General features: G+C 56.5%; 15 protein-coding genes, 3 tRNA genes and 1 pseudogene. 13 read left to right on the top strand and 6 right to left on the bottom strand.

Going from position 1 to position 17,499, the window contains the following annotated elements; translation table 11 throughout:
- Positions 1-132 precede the first annotated feature (132 nt).
- Genes MHM85_RS02610 through MHM85_RS02620 form a run of 3 tightly spaced genes read right to left on the bottom strand, consistent with a single transcriptional unit; the run spans position 133 to position 3,313 of the window.
- Positions 133-2,334, bottom strand: a complete 2,202-nt coding sequence (locus MHM85_RS02610) for an AAA family ATPase (RefSeq protein WP_239284512.1) — start codon at positions 2,332-2,334, stop codon at positions 133-135.
- Entirely contained in the window at positions 2,331-2,744 is a 414-nt protein-coding gene (locus MHM85_RS02615; protein WP_239284514.1) for a VPA1267 family protein, read from the bottom strand. The genes MHM85_RS02610 and MHM85_RS02615 overlap by 4 nt, the downstream gene beginning before the upstream one ends.
- Entirely contained in the window at positions 2,741-3,313 is a 573-nt protein-coding gene (locus MHM85_RS02620) for a recombinase family protein (protein WP_044630006.1), read from the bottom strand. Before MHM85_RS02620 ends, MHM85_RS02615 begins: the two co-directional genes overlap by 4 nt.
- Positions 3,314-3,534: 221 nt before the next feature.
- On the opposite strand from MHM85_RS02620, the pseudogene recA reads away from it, so the two are divergent.
- The 8 genes and pseudogenes from recA to MHM85_RS02660 form a co-directional block, all read left to right on the top strand.
- A pseudogene (gene recA / locus MHM85_RS02625) lies at positions 3,535-4,404 on the top strand (recombinase RecA); the annotation flags it as partial.
- A 38-nt stretch (positions 4,405-4,442) separates the two neighbouring features.
- Complete coding sequence (locus tag MHM85_RS02630) at positions 4,443-4,904, top strand: regulatory protein RecX (RefSeq protein ID WP_139525140.1); 462 nt, start codon at positions 4,443-4,445, stop codon at positions 4,902-4,904.
- Positions 4,905-5,052: 148 nt separating this feature from the next.
- Positions 5,053-7,662, top strand: coding sequence for an alanine--tRNA ligase (alaS, locus tag MHM85_RS02635; protein ID WP_139525141.1), 2,610 nt, complete (start codon positions 5,053-5,055; stop codon positions 7,660-7,662).
- A 106-nt stretch (positions 7,663-7,768) separates the two neighbouring features.
- Entirely contained in the window at positions 7,769-9,019 is a 1,251-nt protein-coding gene (locus MHM85_RS02640; RefSeq protein ID WP_139525142.1) for an aspartate kinase, read from the top strand.
- 192 nt (positions 9,020-9,211) lie between these two features.
- The gene (gene csrA / locus MHM85_RS02645) at positions 9,212-9,400 is read left to right on the top strand and encodes a carbon storage regulator CsrA (protein ID WP_039180068.1); all 189 of its coding nucleotides are present in this window, start codon (positions 9,212-9,214) and stop codon (positions 9,398-9,400) included.
- Between the two features lie 124 nt (positions 9,401-9,524).
- A tRNA-Ser gene (locus tag MHM85_RS02650) sits at positions 9,525-9,617 on the top strand.
- 30 nt (positions 9,618-9,647) lie between these two features.
- A tRNA-Arg gene (locus MHM85_RS02655) sits at positions 9,648-9,724 on the top strand.
- Positions 9,725-9,792: 68 nt separating this feature from the next.
- A tRNA-Arg gene (locus tag MHM85_RS02660) sits at positions 9,793-9,869 on the top strand.
- A 189-nt stretch (positions 9,870-10,058) separates the two neighbouring features.
- On the opposite strand, the gene MHM85_RS02665 is transcribed toward MHM85_RS02660, so the two are convergent.
- On the bottom strand, positions 10,059-11,063 hold the full coding sequence (locus MHM85_RS02665; protein ID WP_239284517.1) for a tRNA-dihydrouridine synthase family protein: 1,005 nt from the start codon (positions 11,061-11,063) through the stop codon (positions 10,059-10,061).
- Between the two features lie 127 nt (positions 11,064-11,190).
- Here MHM85_RS02665 and MHM85_RS02670 point away from each other — a divergent pair, with 127 nt between their 5' ends.
- From MHM85_RS02670 to MHM85_RS02680, 3 genes are all read left to right on the top strand, one after another.
- A complete protein-coding gene (locus tag MHM85_RS02670) occupies positions 11,191-11,448 on the top strand; it encodes an OadG family transporter subunit (protein ID WP_139525143.1) in 258 nt (85 codons plus the stop codon).
- Between the two features lie 92 nt (positions 11,449-11,540).
- Positions 11,541-13,346 (top strand): sodium-extruding oxaloacetate decarboxylase subunit alpha, encoded by a 1,806-nt coding sequence (oadA, locus tag MHM85_RS02675; protein ID WP_139525144.1) that lies wholly within the window; start codon positions 11,541-11,543, stop codon positions 13,344-13,346.
- A 12-nt stretch (positions 13,347-13,358) separates the two neighbouring features.
- Entirely contained in the window at positions 13,359-14,681 is a 1,323-nt protein-coding gene (locus MHM85_RS02680) for a sodium ion-translocating decarboxylase subunit beta (protein WP_139525145.1), read from the top strand.
- Positions 14,682-14,749: 68 nt separating this feature from the next.
- Here the strand turns inward: MHM85_RS02680 and MHM85_RS02685 are convergent, their stop codons facing one another.
- Positions 14,750-15,367, bottom strand: coding sequence for a YigZ family protein (locus MHM85_RS02685; RefSeq protein ID WP_139525146.1), 618 nt, complete (start codon positions 15,365-15,367; stop codon positions 14,750-14,752).
- Between the two features lie 29 nt (positions 15,368-15,396).
- Positions 15,397-15,852, bottom strand: a complete 456-nt coding sequence (locus MHM85_RS02690; protein WP_239284519.1) for a S24 family peptidase — start codon at positions 15,850-15,852, stop codon at positions 15,397-15,399.
- 272 nt (positions 15,853-16,124) lie between these two features.
- On the opposite strand from MHM85_RS02690, the gene ccmA reads away from it, so the two are divergent.
- Both ccmA and ccmB read left to right on the top strand, forming a co-directional pair.
- Complete coding sequence (gene ccmA / locus MHM85_RS02695) at positions 16,125-16,745, top strand: cytochrome c biogenesis heme-transporting ATPase CcmA (protein WP_139525147.1); 621 nt, start codon at positions 16,125-16,127, stop codon at positions 16,743-16,745.
- A 55-nt stretch (positions 16,746-16,800) separates the two neighbouring features.
- Positions 16,801-17,493, top strand: a complete 693-nt coding sequence (ccmB, locus tag MHM85_RS02700; RefSeq protein WP_176558205.1) for a heme exporter protein CcmB — start codon at positions 16,801-16,803, stop codon at positions 17,491-17,493.
- The last annotated feature ends 6 nt before the right edge of the window (positions 17,494-17,499 follow it).

Below are 17,499 nucleotides of genomic sequence, written 5' to 3' on the forward strand. Positions count from 1 at the left end.
CGGCGGGAGCAGCTTCTTGAGGATGGCTTCCCGGCGCTCATCGGAGTACTTCATCGGAACCTCGTCACGCCCCACATCGTTCAGAGTCTAACAGCCGTTGACACTCCAACTAGCTTGACAGTGTGGGAATAACTATCCGGCGCATTCGGCCTTCTCTGATTTTGGTTGAGCGTGTGCGCTCTGCTCAGTGAGGAGTTCTACCAGGTATGACATTCGACTGTGATGAGCGCTCTCTCTTACGACAGCAGACTTCATAACTGACCGTGAGCCAATTATGTGCACCTCTTGCTCAGCGCGTGTGATGGCCGTGTAGATCCAAGATCGGTCGATAAGGGGTGAATTGTCCAAGGCGATAATCACTTTTGGAACTTGGGACCCTTGGGTTTTATGTAGTGTCATCGCATAGCCAAGTCGAATGTTATCTAGCAATGCCTTTGTAAGAATCAGAGCTTCTGTTTTGTCGTCCATCTTGAGTATACCCAGATGGTCTTCAGCTTCCTGATCTGCGGACAATAGCCTGCCCAAGCTTCCATTCTGTAGGTCGTTCTCATAGTCATTCTTCAGGCACATGATTGGATCACCAACCCGAAATTCTGTACCCCAAAAGTCACCCCAAATCTCAGGCTTCAGTTGGGTGCCGTCTGGATTTACGGCTGCTTGGCACGACTCATTTATGAGTTTGGTGAGTTCCTTCGTTGGAGCAACAACTTTGCTGTCACGCGGTGAGTGAGCCAAAAGTTCAGTACAGGCTTCTATGATCTCTTCGCGGCTGGAGACTTCATGAAAGTGTATCCTCCCGACTGTCATCTCAGGCGGTAGTTCTCCGTTGCGTATAGTCAGTGAGTAAGCGGGTATGCCCGTTTTTTCGTCTTGACGCTGAACAATATCCAATTCAACGACAGGGCAGGCTCGGGAGCTGATAATGTCTCGAAGCGGCAGCCCAGCACCAATCGGTGGTAATTGATCAGGGTCTCCGACCAGAAGCAATCTGATCGATGCTGTCGTTTTAATAATGATCTGGTAAAGCGTCGGGAGATCGAGCATTGACGCCTCATCGATGACGAGTAAAGTCGGCTTATCGTCAACTCCAACATTGCGAAGGAACCGTGCGATTGTCATGGTTTCAATGCCAATGCTCTCTCGTAGGCGCGTCGCGGCTCGACCAGACAGAGCCATCGCATATATGTTGTAGTCCAATGCGCGATAGCATTCGATAGTTGTTCTGAGAACTGTCGTTTTGCCGGTGCCTGCACCACCGATAACACAGCTCAGTCCATGCGATAGAGACATTTCCACTGCGTCTGACTGCCGCTCAGTGATAGGAAAGGGCAGGGCCATCGCTGATTTTGTAATAAGGTCATACTCTTTATCTGATAAGTTTGATTTCGCTGATCCAATTTTGCGCAAACGCTTAGCTACAACGCGCTCCATTATGTGGAGTGCAGTCGAGTGGTATCGACCACTCTTCGAATCATAAGTGATAAACTTTGCATTCTTTCCTGATTCCAGGGCACGGGCGATCACGCCATCATTTGAAGTAGAAAGTATCTTTCCGACACGCCGTTTTAAGTCGGAGGACGTTGCAAAAGTATGTCCGCGTCCGCAGTGCTTGATCAAAGCTTGCTCTGTTGCAGCTGCAAAGCGTCTGTCGTCATTTTTACTAAGTCCAAACTGGCTCGTTGCGATCTTCTCTGTTTGTTCGAAAGTCAGGCCGAAAGTCAGCAGAGAGTACGGGTTACACTTTATTTGATCGACAGCACTTTCACCGTGTGCTTTGAAAAGCCTACGTTGAACTGACAGTGGAATGCCGTGGTTGCTTAAAAATTGTGCGTGTCGAAGGTTTTTGTACTTTTGAAAGCCCTCGATCAAGGCGTCGATAGAGTCATCGGTCAGATGGTTTCTGAAGGCTTCTCGGTCACCAATTGTGGCAAGCCGGACGATATCATTTCCCATCGCTTGAACGAGTTTGCGTGCTTTGACACTGCCAATGCCTCTGAAATCTGGGTCAAAAGCCAAAAACTGAATCAAGCTTTCATAGGTGGCTGGCATCTTCAATTCACAAGAAATGGGGTTGCGCCAGACTGCTTGCCGGATCTTATAGCCGTTGTTTTCGATAATCTCTTCGTCGCATGGGCCAGATATCTCCCACACTTGTCCCACCGCAGCCTCGACAGGTAACGATTGGGTTGGAATATCGACCTGCACAATAACCTTGGCAGACTTTAGATTGATTGCATCTTTGAGCAGTACACCGCCGAATATAGTGCGTTCGTTATTTGCGAAACGAACTTTGGTGATCCGAGTTAAAGCCTTTCTTTTCATCGCTTCCGTCAAAGTCCAATCCCCATCTCGGTTAACACTTCCGATAGTTCTTCATATCGCTTGAGCTTTGCTTTCAGCTCAAGGCACTGAGCCTCTAGCTCTTGCAATCGTCTCTTGTCGTTGGAGCGTTGGCCGGCCTCAACGTCATATTTTTTAGGTTTATTTTCTTTTTCTTCCTGAAATCGCTGCTCTTTTTTTTCGGGCAGAATTCCGATGGGTCGAAGGTCATTTTCGAGTCGTTCTAAACGGGCCTTAACAGCTGGATTTTGTCGGAGAACGCTCTTTGCAAAACCGACCTGCTGAGCAACTTCCTGGCGATTGAGTTGCCCACGACGCACAAGATTTTTGAAATCAGCGTTAGTTTGCCTTGCTATCCAACTTTCAAAGAGGTCGATGTTTTCAGCTGCTTTCTTCTGACTCATATCTGGTCCTTGGTTCTTTTGTCGCGGTATCTGGTGATCGTGGGTCGAGACACTTTGTAGCGCCTGGCTATTGAGGCAATCGATTCTCCGTTGTCTAACCTTCGGTAAATATCCTTGATTTCTTTCTCGCTAAGAGCAGGCGGACGACCCATGTGAGTGCCTTTCGCCTTGGCTCGTTCTCGGCCCTCGCTGGTCCGATCAAGGATGAGATCCCGTTCGAGCTGGGCAAACGTACCGCACAAATTGATCATTGCTTTTGCGAGGGGGCTGGTATTAGAAGTGTCGAGAGTTCCATCCAATGTTTTGATCGTTGCCCCCTTCTCGTGGATTGTTTCGATGACCTTGAGGATCTTCGCTAACGACCTCCCAAGCCGGTCTAGTCGTGTCACAAGCAAGACATCGCCATCTCGTACAAAGTTGATTGCCTCGCCCAACTTGGACTCATGTTCATCGGAGACTCCGGAAAGCTTCGCTTCCCAAATTCTCTCGCAGCCAGCGGCTTCAAGGCTTTCAACCTGACTCGATAAATCTTGATCAGTTGTCGATACCCGTGCGTACCCGATTTTCATAAAAGTGTCCGTAAGTTTTGACTTTTGTACATCCTATCATCGTGATGAATTAAAGTCATGAAAAATACTTTTCTGCATGCACGAAATTATAAAAGACACTTTGGTTCGTTTTTTGAGTTTCGACAATCCTGAGGTTGGCGGAAATTTGAAAAAAAGGTGGAGAGGGGCGAGACTGACAAGAATCCTGTACCGAAATCGGCGATTCGTTCATGTCCTCATTTATCTTTGGTCCAGAGTCGTCGGGTAAAACGACCCTGACGCTGTCGGTCATCGCCCAGGCGCAAAAGCAGGGCAAAGTGTGTGCTTTCGTGGATGCCGAGCACGCGCTCGACCCTAGCTACGCCGAGAAACTGGGCGTCAACCTGGACGACCTGCTGGTCTCTCAGCCGGACACGGGTGAGCAAGCGCTGGAGATTACCGACATGCTGGTGCGCTCCGGCGGTGTCGATGTGATCATCATCGACTCCGTGGCGGCGCTAACCCCGCGTGCCGAGATCGAAGGCGAAATGGGCGACTCCCACGTCGGTCTGCAGGCGCGTTTGATGTCCCAGGCGCTGCGTAAAATCACCGGTAACATCAAAAACGCCAACTGCTTGGTGGTCTTCATCAATCAGATTCGTATGAAAATCGGCGTGATGTTCGGCAGCCCCGAGACCACGACCGGCGGTAACGCGCTGAAGTTCTACTCCAGCGTTCGCTTGGATATTCGCCGCACCGGTTCGGTGAAGGCGGGAGACGAAGTCACCGGTAACGAAACCCGCGTGAAAGTAGTGAAGAACAAGGTGGCGCCGCCGTTCCGTCAGGCCGAGTTCCAAATCCTGTACGGCAAAGGTATTTACCACGCCGGCGAGGTCATCGATCTTGGCGTGCAGTGCAACTTGGTCGATAAAGCGGGCGCTTGGTATAGCTACAAAGGCAACAAGATCGGTCAAGGCAAAGCCAATGCGGCCCAGTACTTGGAAGAGCATCCCGAGATCATGAACGAGATCGAGACTCAAATCCGTGAACAGCTCCTCGCCAAGGCCGAGCCGAAGAAAGAAGAAGCGCCCGCCGCGGATGTGGCCGCCGATGGCGACGACGATCTGCTCTAAACGGCCATTCCCGTTGGCGTGGAAAAGAGGAGGGTGCCATGTTCCCCTCTAATGCAGATGCCTCGCCACGGGACGTGGCTATTCAACTGCTGGCTCGACGCGAGTACTCGCGCGTCGAGCTGGCGCGTAAACTTCAGCAAAAATCCTTCGACGGCGTTGAAATCGAGGCCTGCCTCGATGCGCTGGCCGAACAGTCGCTTCAATCGGATGCGCGCTTTGCCGAGAGCTTCGTCCGTTCGCGAATTGCCCGTGGGCAGGGCGTGATCCGCATCAAGGGCGAACTTCGTCAGCGAGGTATCGATCAGGAAACGCTGACGGCTGCGCTAGCGGCCGTCGAGGAGCGAGAAGCCGTCGATTGGTTCGAGCTGGCCAAAGAGACCCTAGCAAGACGTTACGACTCCCCCGGCGATACACCCAAAGAGCGCGCCAAGCGCGAACGTTTTCTGGCGACACGTGGCTTTGACTTCGAGCAAATCCGCTACGCGCTTTCCTGCCTATAATACGCCCTTTGGAACCGCTCGTTTTAGGTTCTGCCACTAACTGCGGCTTTAGTCGTTTGACAACTGCGTTATAATGGACCCTTTGCGACCCCAGCGGGTGGCGGCGACAGCGCCCTGGGGCATCACGCTTTCTTGTTACGGATACCCTATGAAAAGCGCAGAGATCAGACAGGCCTTCCTATCGTTTTTTGAAGAGCACGGCCACACGGCAGTGCCGTCTAGCTCGCTGGTGCCGGGCAACGACCCGACGCTGCTGTTCACCAATGCGGGCATGGTGCCTTTCAAAGATGTGTTTTTGGGTCGTGACCCTCGCCCCTACGTGCGTGCCACCTCTGCTCAGCGCTGTGTGCGTGCCGGCGGCAAACACAATGACTTGGACAACGTAGGTTACACTGCGCGCCACCACACCTTCTTCGAGATGCTGGGCAACTTCAGCTTTGGTGATTACTTCAAGCGTGACGCCATTCGCTTTGCCTGGACATTCCTGACCGAAACCCTGGGGTTACCCAAAGAGAAACTCTGGGTCACCGTACATATCAGCGACGACGAAGCCGAGCGCATCTGGAAAGATGAGATCGGTATCGACCCCGAGCGTTTCTCCAAGCTGGACGAGGACAACTTCTGGCAAATGGGCGACACCGGTCCCTGTGGCCCCAGCTCAGAGATTTTCTTCGATCACGGCCCGGAGGTGTGGGGTGGCCCGCCTGGAAGTCCTGAAGAGGATGGTGATCGCTACATCGAGATCTGGAACCTCGTCTTCATGCAGTTCGAGCGCGATGCCCAAGGCACCCTCAACCCACTGCCGAAGCCCTCTATCGATACCGGCATGGGGCTGGAGCGTGTAGCGGCTGTCATGCAGGGCGTGCACTCCAACTACGAAATCGATCTGTTCCAGAATTTGCTCAAGGCGGCAGCAGACGCCACGGGACATGGCGATACCACCACGCCCTCGCTACGCGTCATCGCCGACCACATTCGCTCCTGCGCCTTCTTGATCGTCGATGGCGTGCTACCTTCCAACGAAGGTCGTGGCTATGTACTGCGCCGGATCATTCGTCGGGCGATTCGTCATGGCCACAAGCTGGGCGCGTCCGAGCCGTTCTTCCATAAGTTGGTGAGCGCTCTGGATGACGAAATGGGTGATGCCTACCCCGAGCTGCGCGATGCCAGCGAGCAGATCGCCCGCGTACTGCTGAAAGAGGAAGAGCAGTTTGCGCGGACGCTGGATCACGGTATGGGCTTGCTGAACGCGGCGCTCGAAGAGCTGCAAGGTGACGTGCTGCCCGGCGAAACCGTGTTCAAACTCTACGACACCTACGGCTTCCCGTTCGATTTGACTGCTGACGTGTGCCGAGAGCGTGAGGTGACACTGGATGAAGCCGGTTTCCAGCGTGAACTCGAAGCTCAACGCGAACGCGCTCGTGCCGCCAGCCAGTTTGGCGCGGATTACACGGTCTCTATCGAACTGGACGGCGAAACCCAGTTTACCGGCTACGAGCGGCTGGAAGACCAAGCCACCGTAACCGCCATCGTAGACAGCGAAGGCAACGCGCTGGCGGCTTTGGAAGCCGGTCAAAAAGGCACCGTAGTGCTCGATCGTACGCCATTCTATGGGGAGTCCGGCGGACAGGTGGGCGATACTGGCTACTTGCACGTCGATGGTGGTCGTTTTCAGGTGAACGATACCCAGAAGCAGAGTGGCCACCACCTTCACCAGGGGGTAATGGTCGAAGGGAGTCTGAGTGTCGGCGCCAACGTGCGCGGTGAAGTCGATGCCAGTCTGCGTGGCGCGACCATTCGTAACCACTCCGCGACCCACCTGCTGCACAAAGCACTGCGAATGGTGTTGGGGGATCACGTGCAGCAGAAGGGCTCGTTGGTCAACGCAGAGCGTCTGCGTTTTGACTTTAGCCACTTCGAACCGATGACCGCAGAGCAGCTTGCTGAGGTCGAGCGCATCGTCAACGAGCAAATCTTGGCCAACGCGCCGACCAAAATCGAGCAGATGAGCCTCGCCGATGCCAAGGCCAAAGGCGCGGCAGCACTGTTCGAAGCCAAATACGCTGATAACGTGCGCGTATTGACCATCGGTGCCGATGACTTCTCCATCGAGCTTTGCGGCGGTACCCATGTCAAGCGCAGTGGCGACATTGGCTGCTGCCACGTCGTCAGCGAAGTGGGCATTGCTTCTGGTGTTCGCCGTATCGAAGCGATCACCGGTGAAAACGCCTTGGCCTACTTCCGCGAACAGGAAGCGCGCGTGCAGCGCCTGGGCGAGCGTCTGAAAACCAAGCCTGAACAGGTGGAAGCCCGTGTCGAATCGCTGGTGGAGCGCAACCGCAGCCTGGAAAAAGAGCTCGAGCAGCTCAAAGCGAAGCTGGCGAGCGCGGCGGGCAGTGACATGCTCAGCCAAGTGCAAGATGTAGGCGGCGTGAAGCTGCTGGTCACCGAACTAGAAGGGGTCTCCGGTAAAGACCTGCGCGGCGTGCTGGATCAGTTGAAGAACAAGCTGGGCTCTGGCGTCATCCTGCTAGGCACGGCCGACAAAGCGGCTGGCAAGGTCAGTCTGATTGCCGGGGTGACCGGCGACTTGACCGATCGGGTCAAGGCGGGCGAGCTGGTCAACCATGTGGCTTCCCAGGTAGGCGGTAAAGGGGGCGGTCGCCCTGACATGGCACAGGCAGGCGGCAGTCAGCCAGAGGCGCTACCGGGCGCGTTGAACAGTGTCCCGGCTTGGTTGGAAAACACGCTTCGCTAAATAGAGAGGCCGGTGGCATTATTTGCTACCGGCCTTTTTGCTAGTTAGGAAAGTTGGCAACAATAATATTCACCCTCCATTCCCGAACGTAAAGGAAAAACGGCATATGGCACTATACGTACAGAAGTTCGGCGGCACCTCGGTGGGCTCTGTCGACCGTATCAAGGCCGTGGCGGAAAAAGTGAAAGGCTTTCGCGACCAGGGACACCAGGTCGTGGTCGTCGTTTCCGCGATGAGCGGCGAAACGAACCGCCTGACCGAGATGGCCCATGCGCTGAACGAAGAGCCCGCACCGCGTGAGATGGACATGCTGCTCTCCACCGGTGAGCAAGTCACTATCTCCTTGCTGGCCATGGCGTTACAGCAAATTGGCGTTCCGGCGACCTCGCACACCGGTGCACAGGTAGGGATCTTGACCGACAGCGCCTACACCAAAGCGCGTATCCAGCGCATCGAAACCGACGACCTGAAATCTGATCTGGACGAAGGTAAGGTCGTGGTCGTGGCCGGTTTCCAAGGCGTCGACGAAGACGGCAACATTACTACCTTGGGTCGTGGCGGCTCGGACACCACCGGCGTGGCCCTGGCAGCGGCTCTGGGCGCTGATGAGTGCCAAATCTATACCGATGTGGACGGTGTCTACACCACCGACCCGCGCGTCTGCTCCAAAGCGCAGCGCCTGGAGAGCATCACCGTCGAAGAGATGCTCGAGCTTGCCAGTTTGGGCTCTAAAGTACTGCAAATTCGTGCTGTTGAATTCGCTGGTAAGTACAACGTACCGCTGCGGGTACTGTCGAGTTTCGAAGACGGCCCGGGCACCCTGATTGTCGCTGACTCTGACCAAGACGAGGATTCTATGGAAGAACCGCTAATCTCCGGTATCGCGTTTACCAAGAACGAAGCCAAACTGACGCTACTGAACACGCCAGACGTTCCGGGCGTAGCATCGCGCATTTTGGGTCCGATTGCCGACGCCAACATCGAAGTCGATATGATCGTTCAAAATGTGGCGCCAGCGGGGGACTACACCGACTTCACCTTTACCGTGGCGAAGGGTGACTACAAGGCCACCAAAAAGCTGTTAGAAGAGACCGTTATTCCTGACCTGGGTGGCGGCGAACTGCGTGGCGACGACAACATCGCCAAAGTTTCTCTGGTGGGCGTTGGTATGCGCTCTCATGCCGGTGTCGCCTCTAAAATGTTCCGCGTATTGGCCGATGAAAACGTCAATATCCGTATGGTCTCCACGTCCGAAATCAAGATTTCTGTCGTGATTGACGAAAAACATATGGAACTTGCGGTCAATGCCTTACACAAAGCATTTGGCCTTGATAAATCCGATATCGAATCTGAATAACAATTGTGTCCTAAACCTTCTACGCTGAAAGTACTTGCTGCCCTGTGGTGGTGAGCTTTCTTTCAACGGGAGGTTAAGGTGTCATAGGGGCCAAAGCCATTGGTGGCAGGGGTCACCATGTCGCATAATGGCATGGTGACGCCACTGGCGGACACATCCCGTTGTATAAAACGTCTGAGAAGGAGATCAGCCATGCTCATCCTAACCCGCCGCGTTGGCGAAACGCTGATGATTGGTGATGAAATCACCGTCACAGTGTTAGGTGTGAAAGGTAATCAAGTACGCATTGGTGTAAACGCACCGAAAGATGTCGCGGTTCACCGCGAAGAGATCTACCAGCGTATTCAGCGTGAACGTAATAGCGAAAGCGAAGCAGAGTAAATGGCCGCCTGTGTCACGCTCAATAGAGGGCGTTTAAGCGGTAATATCAGGTCGGCGCGAAAAAAATCGGAATAGGACTGGACACCAGTCATCATAATCGGTAACATTCGCGCCGTGCTGTTGAGGAGAGGTGGCCGAGTGGCTGAAGGCGCTCCCCTGCTAAGGGAGTATAGGGTTTATAGCCCTATCGAGGGTTCGAATCCCTCTCTCTCCGCCAACCGCATCTAGTAACATCGCAATTGGATAGGCGCCCGTAGCTCAGCTGGATAGAGTACCTGACTACGAATCAGGTGGTCGGAGGTTCGAATCCTCCCGGGCGCGCCAAGTTGCAAAGGTAAGTGTTTGATGTTACAGTGTTTTCATTGTTTGACGAGTTCGACAATGACTGAAAAGCGCCCGTAGCTCAGCTGGATAGAGTACCTGACTACGAATCAGGTGGTCGGAGGTTCGAATCCTCCCGGGCGCGCCAGATTCCAAAACCCGCTCTCATAGGAGAGCGGGTTTTCTGTTTTCTAGCCTGACTATCGTGGCTCGCGCGGTAGTCTTGCGATCGTGTAAAGCGCCCCCGCATCCTTGCGGAAGGGCGCTTTTTTTTGGCCCGTAAAACGCCAGGGGAAGAGTGTCGGGTAGCGAAAGCTGGCGATGGTCCTTGATGGCCTTAGGCGGGTTCGCAGGCGTTGAGCGCGCTCGTGCTAGGGGTAAGGCTGCCCAGAAGTGTGTCCAAGTCGGTCAGGCGCTTCAAGCGTTGAAAATGCTGGTTGGCTTCGGCGTTGCCCTGACGCATCTGGGCAAGCCACTGCTTCACCAGGGAGACCACCACGCGGTCAGGAAGATGTTGGCGCTGCAGCGCGGCGTACTCTTGCAGCACGCTGGCGCGCATTGTCCAAGTGGTGTCCGCCAAGCGTTCGCCGGTTTGCTGCCAGTGGCGAATGCGAGGGGCCAGCCAGGGGTCGGCGAGGGCGCTGCGTCCTAGCATGACGTCGCAGCAGCCCGAGAGCGTGCGCGCTTTCCAGTAATCCTCGAGTGTCCAGATATCGCCATTGGCCACCACGGGGATGGAAACGTGGCGGCGCACTTTGCCGATCCACTCCCAGTGAGCGGGAGGGCGGTATCCCTCGTCTCGCGTCCGCCCGTGGACGACCAGTCGCGCCGCGCCGCCCGACTCGGTGGCCTGCGCACACGCCACCGCCAAGCGCCGATTGGCAAACCCCAGGCGAATTTTTGCCGTCACCGGTATCTCTCCGTCTAACGCCTCGGCCACCGCTTTCACGGCGCGGTAGACGCGCTCGGGCTGGCGCAACAGCGACGCGCCGCCATCGTGGCGGTTGACGAGCTTGGCCGGGCAGCCAAAATTGAGATCGATACTGATGGCGCCCAGCGCCAGCGCTTGGCGGGCATTCTCCGCCAAAGCCTGTGGGTCGGCGCCTAGCAACTGCAGGTGCACCGGCACGCCGCTGGGCGTGGCGACGGGGCGTTGCTGTAATTCGGGGTAGTGTTTATAAAACACACGTGGGGGGAGGCGCGTGTCGACGACGCGGACGAACTCGGTGACCGACCAGTCAAAGCCGGCCTGCCGAGTGAGTAGGTCTCGAGTGAGCGCATCGATGACGCCCTCCATCGGTGCGAGACCGATCTTACCTTTATGTAGTAAATTAACAACCATGACTTCCACTATGGCGCGATTGCATTCTATCCTGGATGTGGCAGGTTAGTGTATTACCCTTATTGCGCCAAGCGCCGTTGGAGGCGTTTGGTGTGCCAATAACCCTGTAAAATAAGGAGAGCACGCTATGCAAGGGTCGGAGTTGCTCCAAGAGGGGCTTGCTCTAATGGGCCTGGGTATGGGCTTTGTTTTTGTTTTTCTTACTATTTTGGTCATAAGTGTCACGCTGATGTCGAAGCTGATCGACCGTTATCAGCCTGCCCCTGTGGCGGCGCCAGCGGACCGAAAAAGTGGAAAAACACCCGCCAAACACGGCCAAAACGACGAAGTCGTCGCGGTGATTAGTGCTGCGGTGCATCGTTATCGTTCGTCTCGCCGCCAGTAAGCGGCACGTGCCAGCGTGTCCATTTCGCTCCTGATGCATTTTTTTTGTTAAATTTACTACAAATTCATAACGCCAAACTGTGAGCCATGACCATGAATGAAATAAAACGTCCTCTGGGAATCACCGATGTGGTGCTGCGCGATGCGCATCAATCCCTGTTTGCCACGCGCTTGCGCTTGGACGACATGCTGCCCATTGCCGAAAAGTTGGATAAAGTCGGGTACTGGTCGCTGGAAACCTGGGGCGGTGCCACCTTCGATGCGTGTATCCGTTACTTAGGGGAAGACCCGTGGGAGCGTATTCGCGCCCTTAAAGAGGCGATGCCCAACACGCCCCAGGCGATGCTGCTGCGCGGCCAAAACCTGCTGGGCTACCGCCACTACGCTGACGATGTTGTCGATAAGTTTGTTGAGCGCGCCAAGACCAATGGTGTCGATGTGTTCCGCGTATTTGATGCCATGAACGACCCGCGCAATTTAGAGCGCGCTATTAAGGCAGTGCGTCAGGTGGGCGGCCATGCGCAGGGTACCATTTCTTACACGGTGAGCCCGGTACATACCCTGGATAGCTGGGTAGATCTTGCCAAGACCATTGCCGCAATGGGGGCAGATTCGCTGGCTATCAAGGATATGGCGGGGCTGCTCACGCCGTACACGGCGTATGACTTGGTCACGCGTCTTAAAAAAGAGCTCTCCATTCCCGTCCACTTGCACTGTCACGCGACGACCGGCTTATCGACCTCGACCATTTTGAAAGCGGTCGAGGCAGGGGTCGATAACGTCGATACCGCCATCTCCTCCATGTCGATGACCTACGGCCACAGCCCGACGGAGTCCGTGGTGGCCATGTTGAAAGATACCGACCGCGACACCGGCTTGGACCTGGAGCTGCTGGAAGACATCGCTGGCTACTTTCGCGAAGTGCGTAAAAAATACGCCGCCTTCGAAGGCTCGCTGCGCGGTATCGATTCGCGCATTTTGGTGGCCCAGGTGCCCGGCGGCATGCTCACCAACATGGAGAGCCAGTTGAAAGAGCAGGGCGCTGGCGACAAGCTGGATGACGTACTGAGTGAAATCCCCCGCGTTCGTGAAGACCTCGGGTTCATTCCGCTGGTGACCCCTACGTCACAAATCGTGGGCACCCAAGCGGTCATGAACGTCATGATGGGCGAGCGCTACAAGTCGATCTCCAAAGAGGTGCAGGCGCTGCTGAAAGGGGAGTACGGCGCTGCTCCGGCACCCTTCAATGCCGAATTGCAAAAGCGTGTGCTGGAGGGTGGCGAGCCAATTACCTGCCGCCCGGCAGACAACCTCTCCCCGGAAATGGACAAGCTTGCCGCCGAGCTGAAAGAGAAAGCTAGCGCCGAGGGCATTCGCCTTGCCGAGGGCGAGCGGGAAGTGGATGACGTGCTGACCTATGCGCTGTTCCCGCAGATTGGTTTGAAATTCCTCAAGAACCGCGACAACAAAGATGCTTTCGAGCCTGCGCCCCAAGCCGCTCAAGCGTCGACACCGGCCAAAGCAGACGCCGCTCCTGCCGCCGCACCGAGCGCTGGCGGTGGCCCGGAAACCTATACCGTGAAGCTCAACGGCAAGGCGTACGTGGTCGAGGTGTCAGAGGGTGGCGAGATCGGCAATATTGAGGAGCAGCCCGCCGCACAGCCTGAGGCTGACACCCCTGCGTCTAGCGGTGTCAGCATCGACGCACCGCTGGCGGGTAACATCTTCAAAGTGAACGTGCGTCCAGGTGATCAAGTGGCCGAAGGCGACGTCGTGATCATTCTCGAAGCCATGAAGATGGAAACCGAAGTGCGTGCCAGCAGCGCCGGTACGGTATCGAAAGTCAACGTCAATGAAGGCGATAGCGTTGCCGTTGGCGATGCGCTGATCGAGCTTTAAGGGCCTCTCGGAATGGATAAACTAATCACTTTATGGGAAGGCTCTGGGCTTTATAACCTAGAGCTTGGCCAAGCGGTGATGATCCTTGTAGGGCTTGGGTTGCTCTACTTGGCGATTCACAAGAAGTTCGAGCCGTTGCTGCTCGTACCGATTGGGTTTGGTGGCATTCTCGCCAACATTCCCGAGGCGGGCCTTGCGATTTCGGCGCTGGATCAAGCGATCGAAGTCGCCAAGCCCGCCGTGCTTCAGCAAATGGCTACCGCGTTGGGAGCTACACTCGACCCCTTGGCCGGTGTCGAGGGCTGGCGGGACACCCTCAAGGCGATTGCCCACGATTCGGCGGCGCCGGATCAACTGCGCGCCGCGAAAGATATTGCGGTGAGCGTCGGCTACAGCGACGGCATGCTGTATAACTTCTACAAGGTTGCCATTGGCTCTGGTATCGCGCCGCTGCTGATCTTCATGGGCGTAGGGGCGATGACCGATTTCGGCCCGCTGCTGGCCAATCCGCGTACGCTGTTTTTAGGGGCGGCGGCGCAGTTCGGTATCTTTGCCACGCTGTTTGGGGCGGTGCTGCTGACCTCCATGGGCATCATGGATTTCTCGCTCAATCAGGCGGCAGCGATTGGTATTATCGGCGGGGCAGATGGCCCGACGTCGATCTACGTCTCCAGCGTGCTGGCACCTGAGTTACTAGGGGCGATTGCCGTCGCGGCGTATGCTTACATGGCCCTGGTGCCATTGATCCAACCGCCGATCATGCGCCTTCTGACCACTGAAAAAGAGCGCAAGATCACCATGACGCAGCTGCGTCCGGTCTCCAAGCTCGAAAAAGTGGTCTTCCCGCTGATGCTGTTGATTGCTGTGGCGCTGTTTCTGCCGGATGCAGCACCACTACTGGGCATGTTCTGTTTCGGTAACCTGATGCGCGAGTGTGGCGTAGTGGAGCGTCTTTCCGATACGGCGCAAAATGCGCTGATCAATATCGTGACGATCATTCTCGGCCTGTCGGTGGGGTCTAAGCTAATGGCCGATAGCTTCCTAGCGTTCGAAACCCTAGGGATTCTGGGGCTGGGAATCGTGGCCTTCGGCATTGGGACTGCTGCCGGGGTGTTGATGGCCAAGCTAATGAACGTGGTTAGCAAAATGCCCATCAACCCGTTGATTGGGGCGGCAGGGGTGTCGGCCGTGCCGATGGCCGCGCGCGTGGCGAATAAAGTCGGACTGGAAGCGAACCCGCACAACTTCCTGCTGATGCACGCCATGGGGCCCAACGTGGCCGGGGTGATCGGCTCGGCGGTCGCCGCTGGTGTGATGATCAAGTACCTAGGCTAAGCGGCCGTTAGAGCGCTGCCCATCTGAAACGTGGCTTATCGAGCAGGGCTCGTGTAAGCCGCGTTTTTTCATGCCCGCCGCGGTTCGACGGCGGTTTTGAGGCGGTTTTCTAGGCCGCTGATATCCAACTCGACATCCCGCGGCCAGCCGATGGTCAGGCGCACGCCGTCGCCATCGTAGTCTGCCTGCTGCACGGGCAGCGCCTGCTCGTCGCACCATGCGCGCGCTTGCGCTTCGTGGGCGAAGCTGACCTTCAACCGATAGCTGTCCCGCTCGATGACTTCCCGGGTGGGCAGCGTTTCCAAGCCGGCTTTGACGGCCTGAGCATAGGCGCGGGCCAGCCCGCCAGTGCCTAACTTGGTGCCGCCAAAGTAGCGAATCACCACGCAGCCGATTTCGCCGATCTGGCTGCCCTGAAGTGCCTGGAACATGGGGCGTCCGGCGGTGCCGCCCGGTTCGCCATCATCAGAAAAGCCAATATGGGTTTGCTCGCCAGGAGGGCCAGCAATGAAGGCCGTACAGTGATGGCTAGCGTTTGGGTGAGCAGCTTTGGCCGCTTGAAGCAGCGTGTCGAAAGCGTCAGGGGTGGGGGCATGGCACAGCCAAGCCAAAAATTGGCTTTTCTCGACGTCGATGTCGGCGGTGTGCCATATACCAAGGGCTAAATCAGGGACTCGAAAACGCAACGAGGGCTCCCGGCAGGGTGGGTGACCAATTAGTGATGCTGGGTTTCCGTGGTGTGTTGGGCCACGCCCATTACCATGCCCAGCACCTGAATGTCACAATTATGCAGGAATAGGTCCGGTATGGCTGCATCTTCCGGCCATAAATGGATGCCCAAGCGGCTAATGGAGAGCTGCTTAAGCGTCACTTCGCGCTGGTTGATCGTCGCAACGGCGGTCTCTTGATGGGCGTCGTGCTGGTGACGGTGAATGATGATGACATCGCCGTCGAAGAGATTGCAGTCGCGCATGCGGTCGCCGCGAATACGCAGGGCGTAGGTGTTGCGACGTGTGACGCGAGGGGATGTGCACGCTTGGCGCGCATGTGATGAGGCGCTGCGAGACGCTAGTGGGGTAGGCGTCGATGGCGCTACCGGTTGAGACAGCGTCTGAGAGGGTACGTAAGAAGGAACCTGAGACGTTACCCTAGAGGGTAGGCAGATCGTCATAGTGTGTTCTCCCATGCAGCGCCCGTTGTCGAGGCGTTTGATTGAGGCGATACCTGTTGTTTTATTCTGTGGTGTCTATTCATACAGTGTTTACAGTATAAGCCTGTTTTTGCATACAGTGCTAGTCCTGTCTTTTGCAGGACGCCTCCATGAGGTGCTTAAGCAAGCATTGGTTTGGGGCACGCTGCGACCCAAGACCGCAGAGCCCGACTGGCGGGGAAGGGCCTTTCCGTGTAGAGTTCGACCCAAAATCAATGCGCCTGGAGTGTCTTTTGAGCCTGTGCCTGCAAGCCCGACAATTGGCCTGTGAACGCGACGACCGTTGGCTGTTTGAAGGGCTCGATCTCGATATCCAATCGGGTGAGATCGTGCGCATCGAGGGCCCAAACGGCAGCGGCAAAACGACGCTGCTAAAAATACTCTCAGGGCAATTAACCGATTACCGTGGCGAGCTTTTCTGGAATGGCGCGCCCATGCGCCAAGCCCGTGAACATTTTCTCGCCAATTTGCTCTATTTAGGTCATGCCCCCGGTGTGAAGGCGGGTCTCTCGCCGCTGGAGAATTTAGCTTGGTATCAAGCGCTTAGCGGAGTGGTGGGCAGCGAGCCTGCACGGGAGGCAGCGCTGGCAGCCGTTGGACTTACCGGTTTCGAGGACGTGCCTGCCGGTCAGCTGTCTGCCGGGCAACAGCGGCGTGTGGCGCTGGCGCGTTTGACCCTCACTCAGCGTGCGCTGTGGGTGCTAGACGAGCCTTTCACTGCCATCGATCGTCAAGGGGTGGCGGCGCTGGAGGCGCAGTTGGTGGCCCATGCGCAGTCTGGCGGCTGTGTGTTGGTGACCACGCACCATGCGCTGGCCGAGTCACCCGTGCTCAGGCGTATTCAGCTGGGGTAAGAAGGAGACAGCGTTGCAACGTTCACACGCTCCATTAAGCCCCCCCGAGGTGGCCATGCATGCCCCCCAGGGCGGTCTGCTGGTGGCCATCAAGGCCACGCTCAAGCGCGACCTCACCCTGATGCTGCGCCGTCGTGGCGAGGTGCTCAATCCGCTGGTGTTCTTTGCACTGGTGATTACCCTATTCCCCATTGGGATTTCACCGGATCCAGCGCTGCTGGCAAGCATTGCGCCGGGGCTGTTATGGGTAGCTGCGCTGCTAGCCGCACTGCTCTCGCTGGATAGCCTGTTTCGCAGTGACTATGACGATGGCAGCCTTGAGCAATTACTACTGGCTCCCCAGCCGCTGGCGGCGCTGGGGTTGGCAAAAGTGGCGGTGCATTGGCTGCTGACCGGGCTGCCACTGGCGCTCATGGCGCCACTCTTGGGCATCATGCTGTCGCTTCCCGCAGGAAGCTACGCCGTGCTGTCGCTGTCGTTGGCGCTCGGTACGGCCAGCTTGAGTCTGATTGGCGCCATCGGGGCGGCATTGACGGTGGGGCTGGCGCGGGGCGGTGTGCTGCTCTCGCTGCTGGTGCTGCCGCTCTATATTCCAGTACTGATTTTCGGCGCAGGTGCCGTACAAGCCGCTATTTTTGGCGATGGAATGGCCGCTCATCTGGCGATTCTAGGGGCACTGCTGGCGCTAGCACTGATGCTGGCACCCTGGGCCATTGCGGCATCGCTGCGCATCAGCATCAACGGTTAGAGGACG

The organism is Halomonas sp. McD50-4 (assembly GCF_022348135.1).
Taxonomy (GTDB): Bacteria; Pseudomonadota; Gammaproteobacteria; order Pseudomonadales; family Halomonadaceae; genus Vreelandella; species Vreelandella piezotolerans.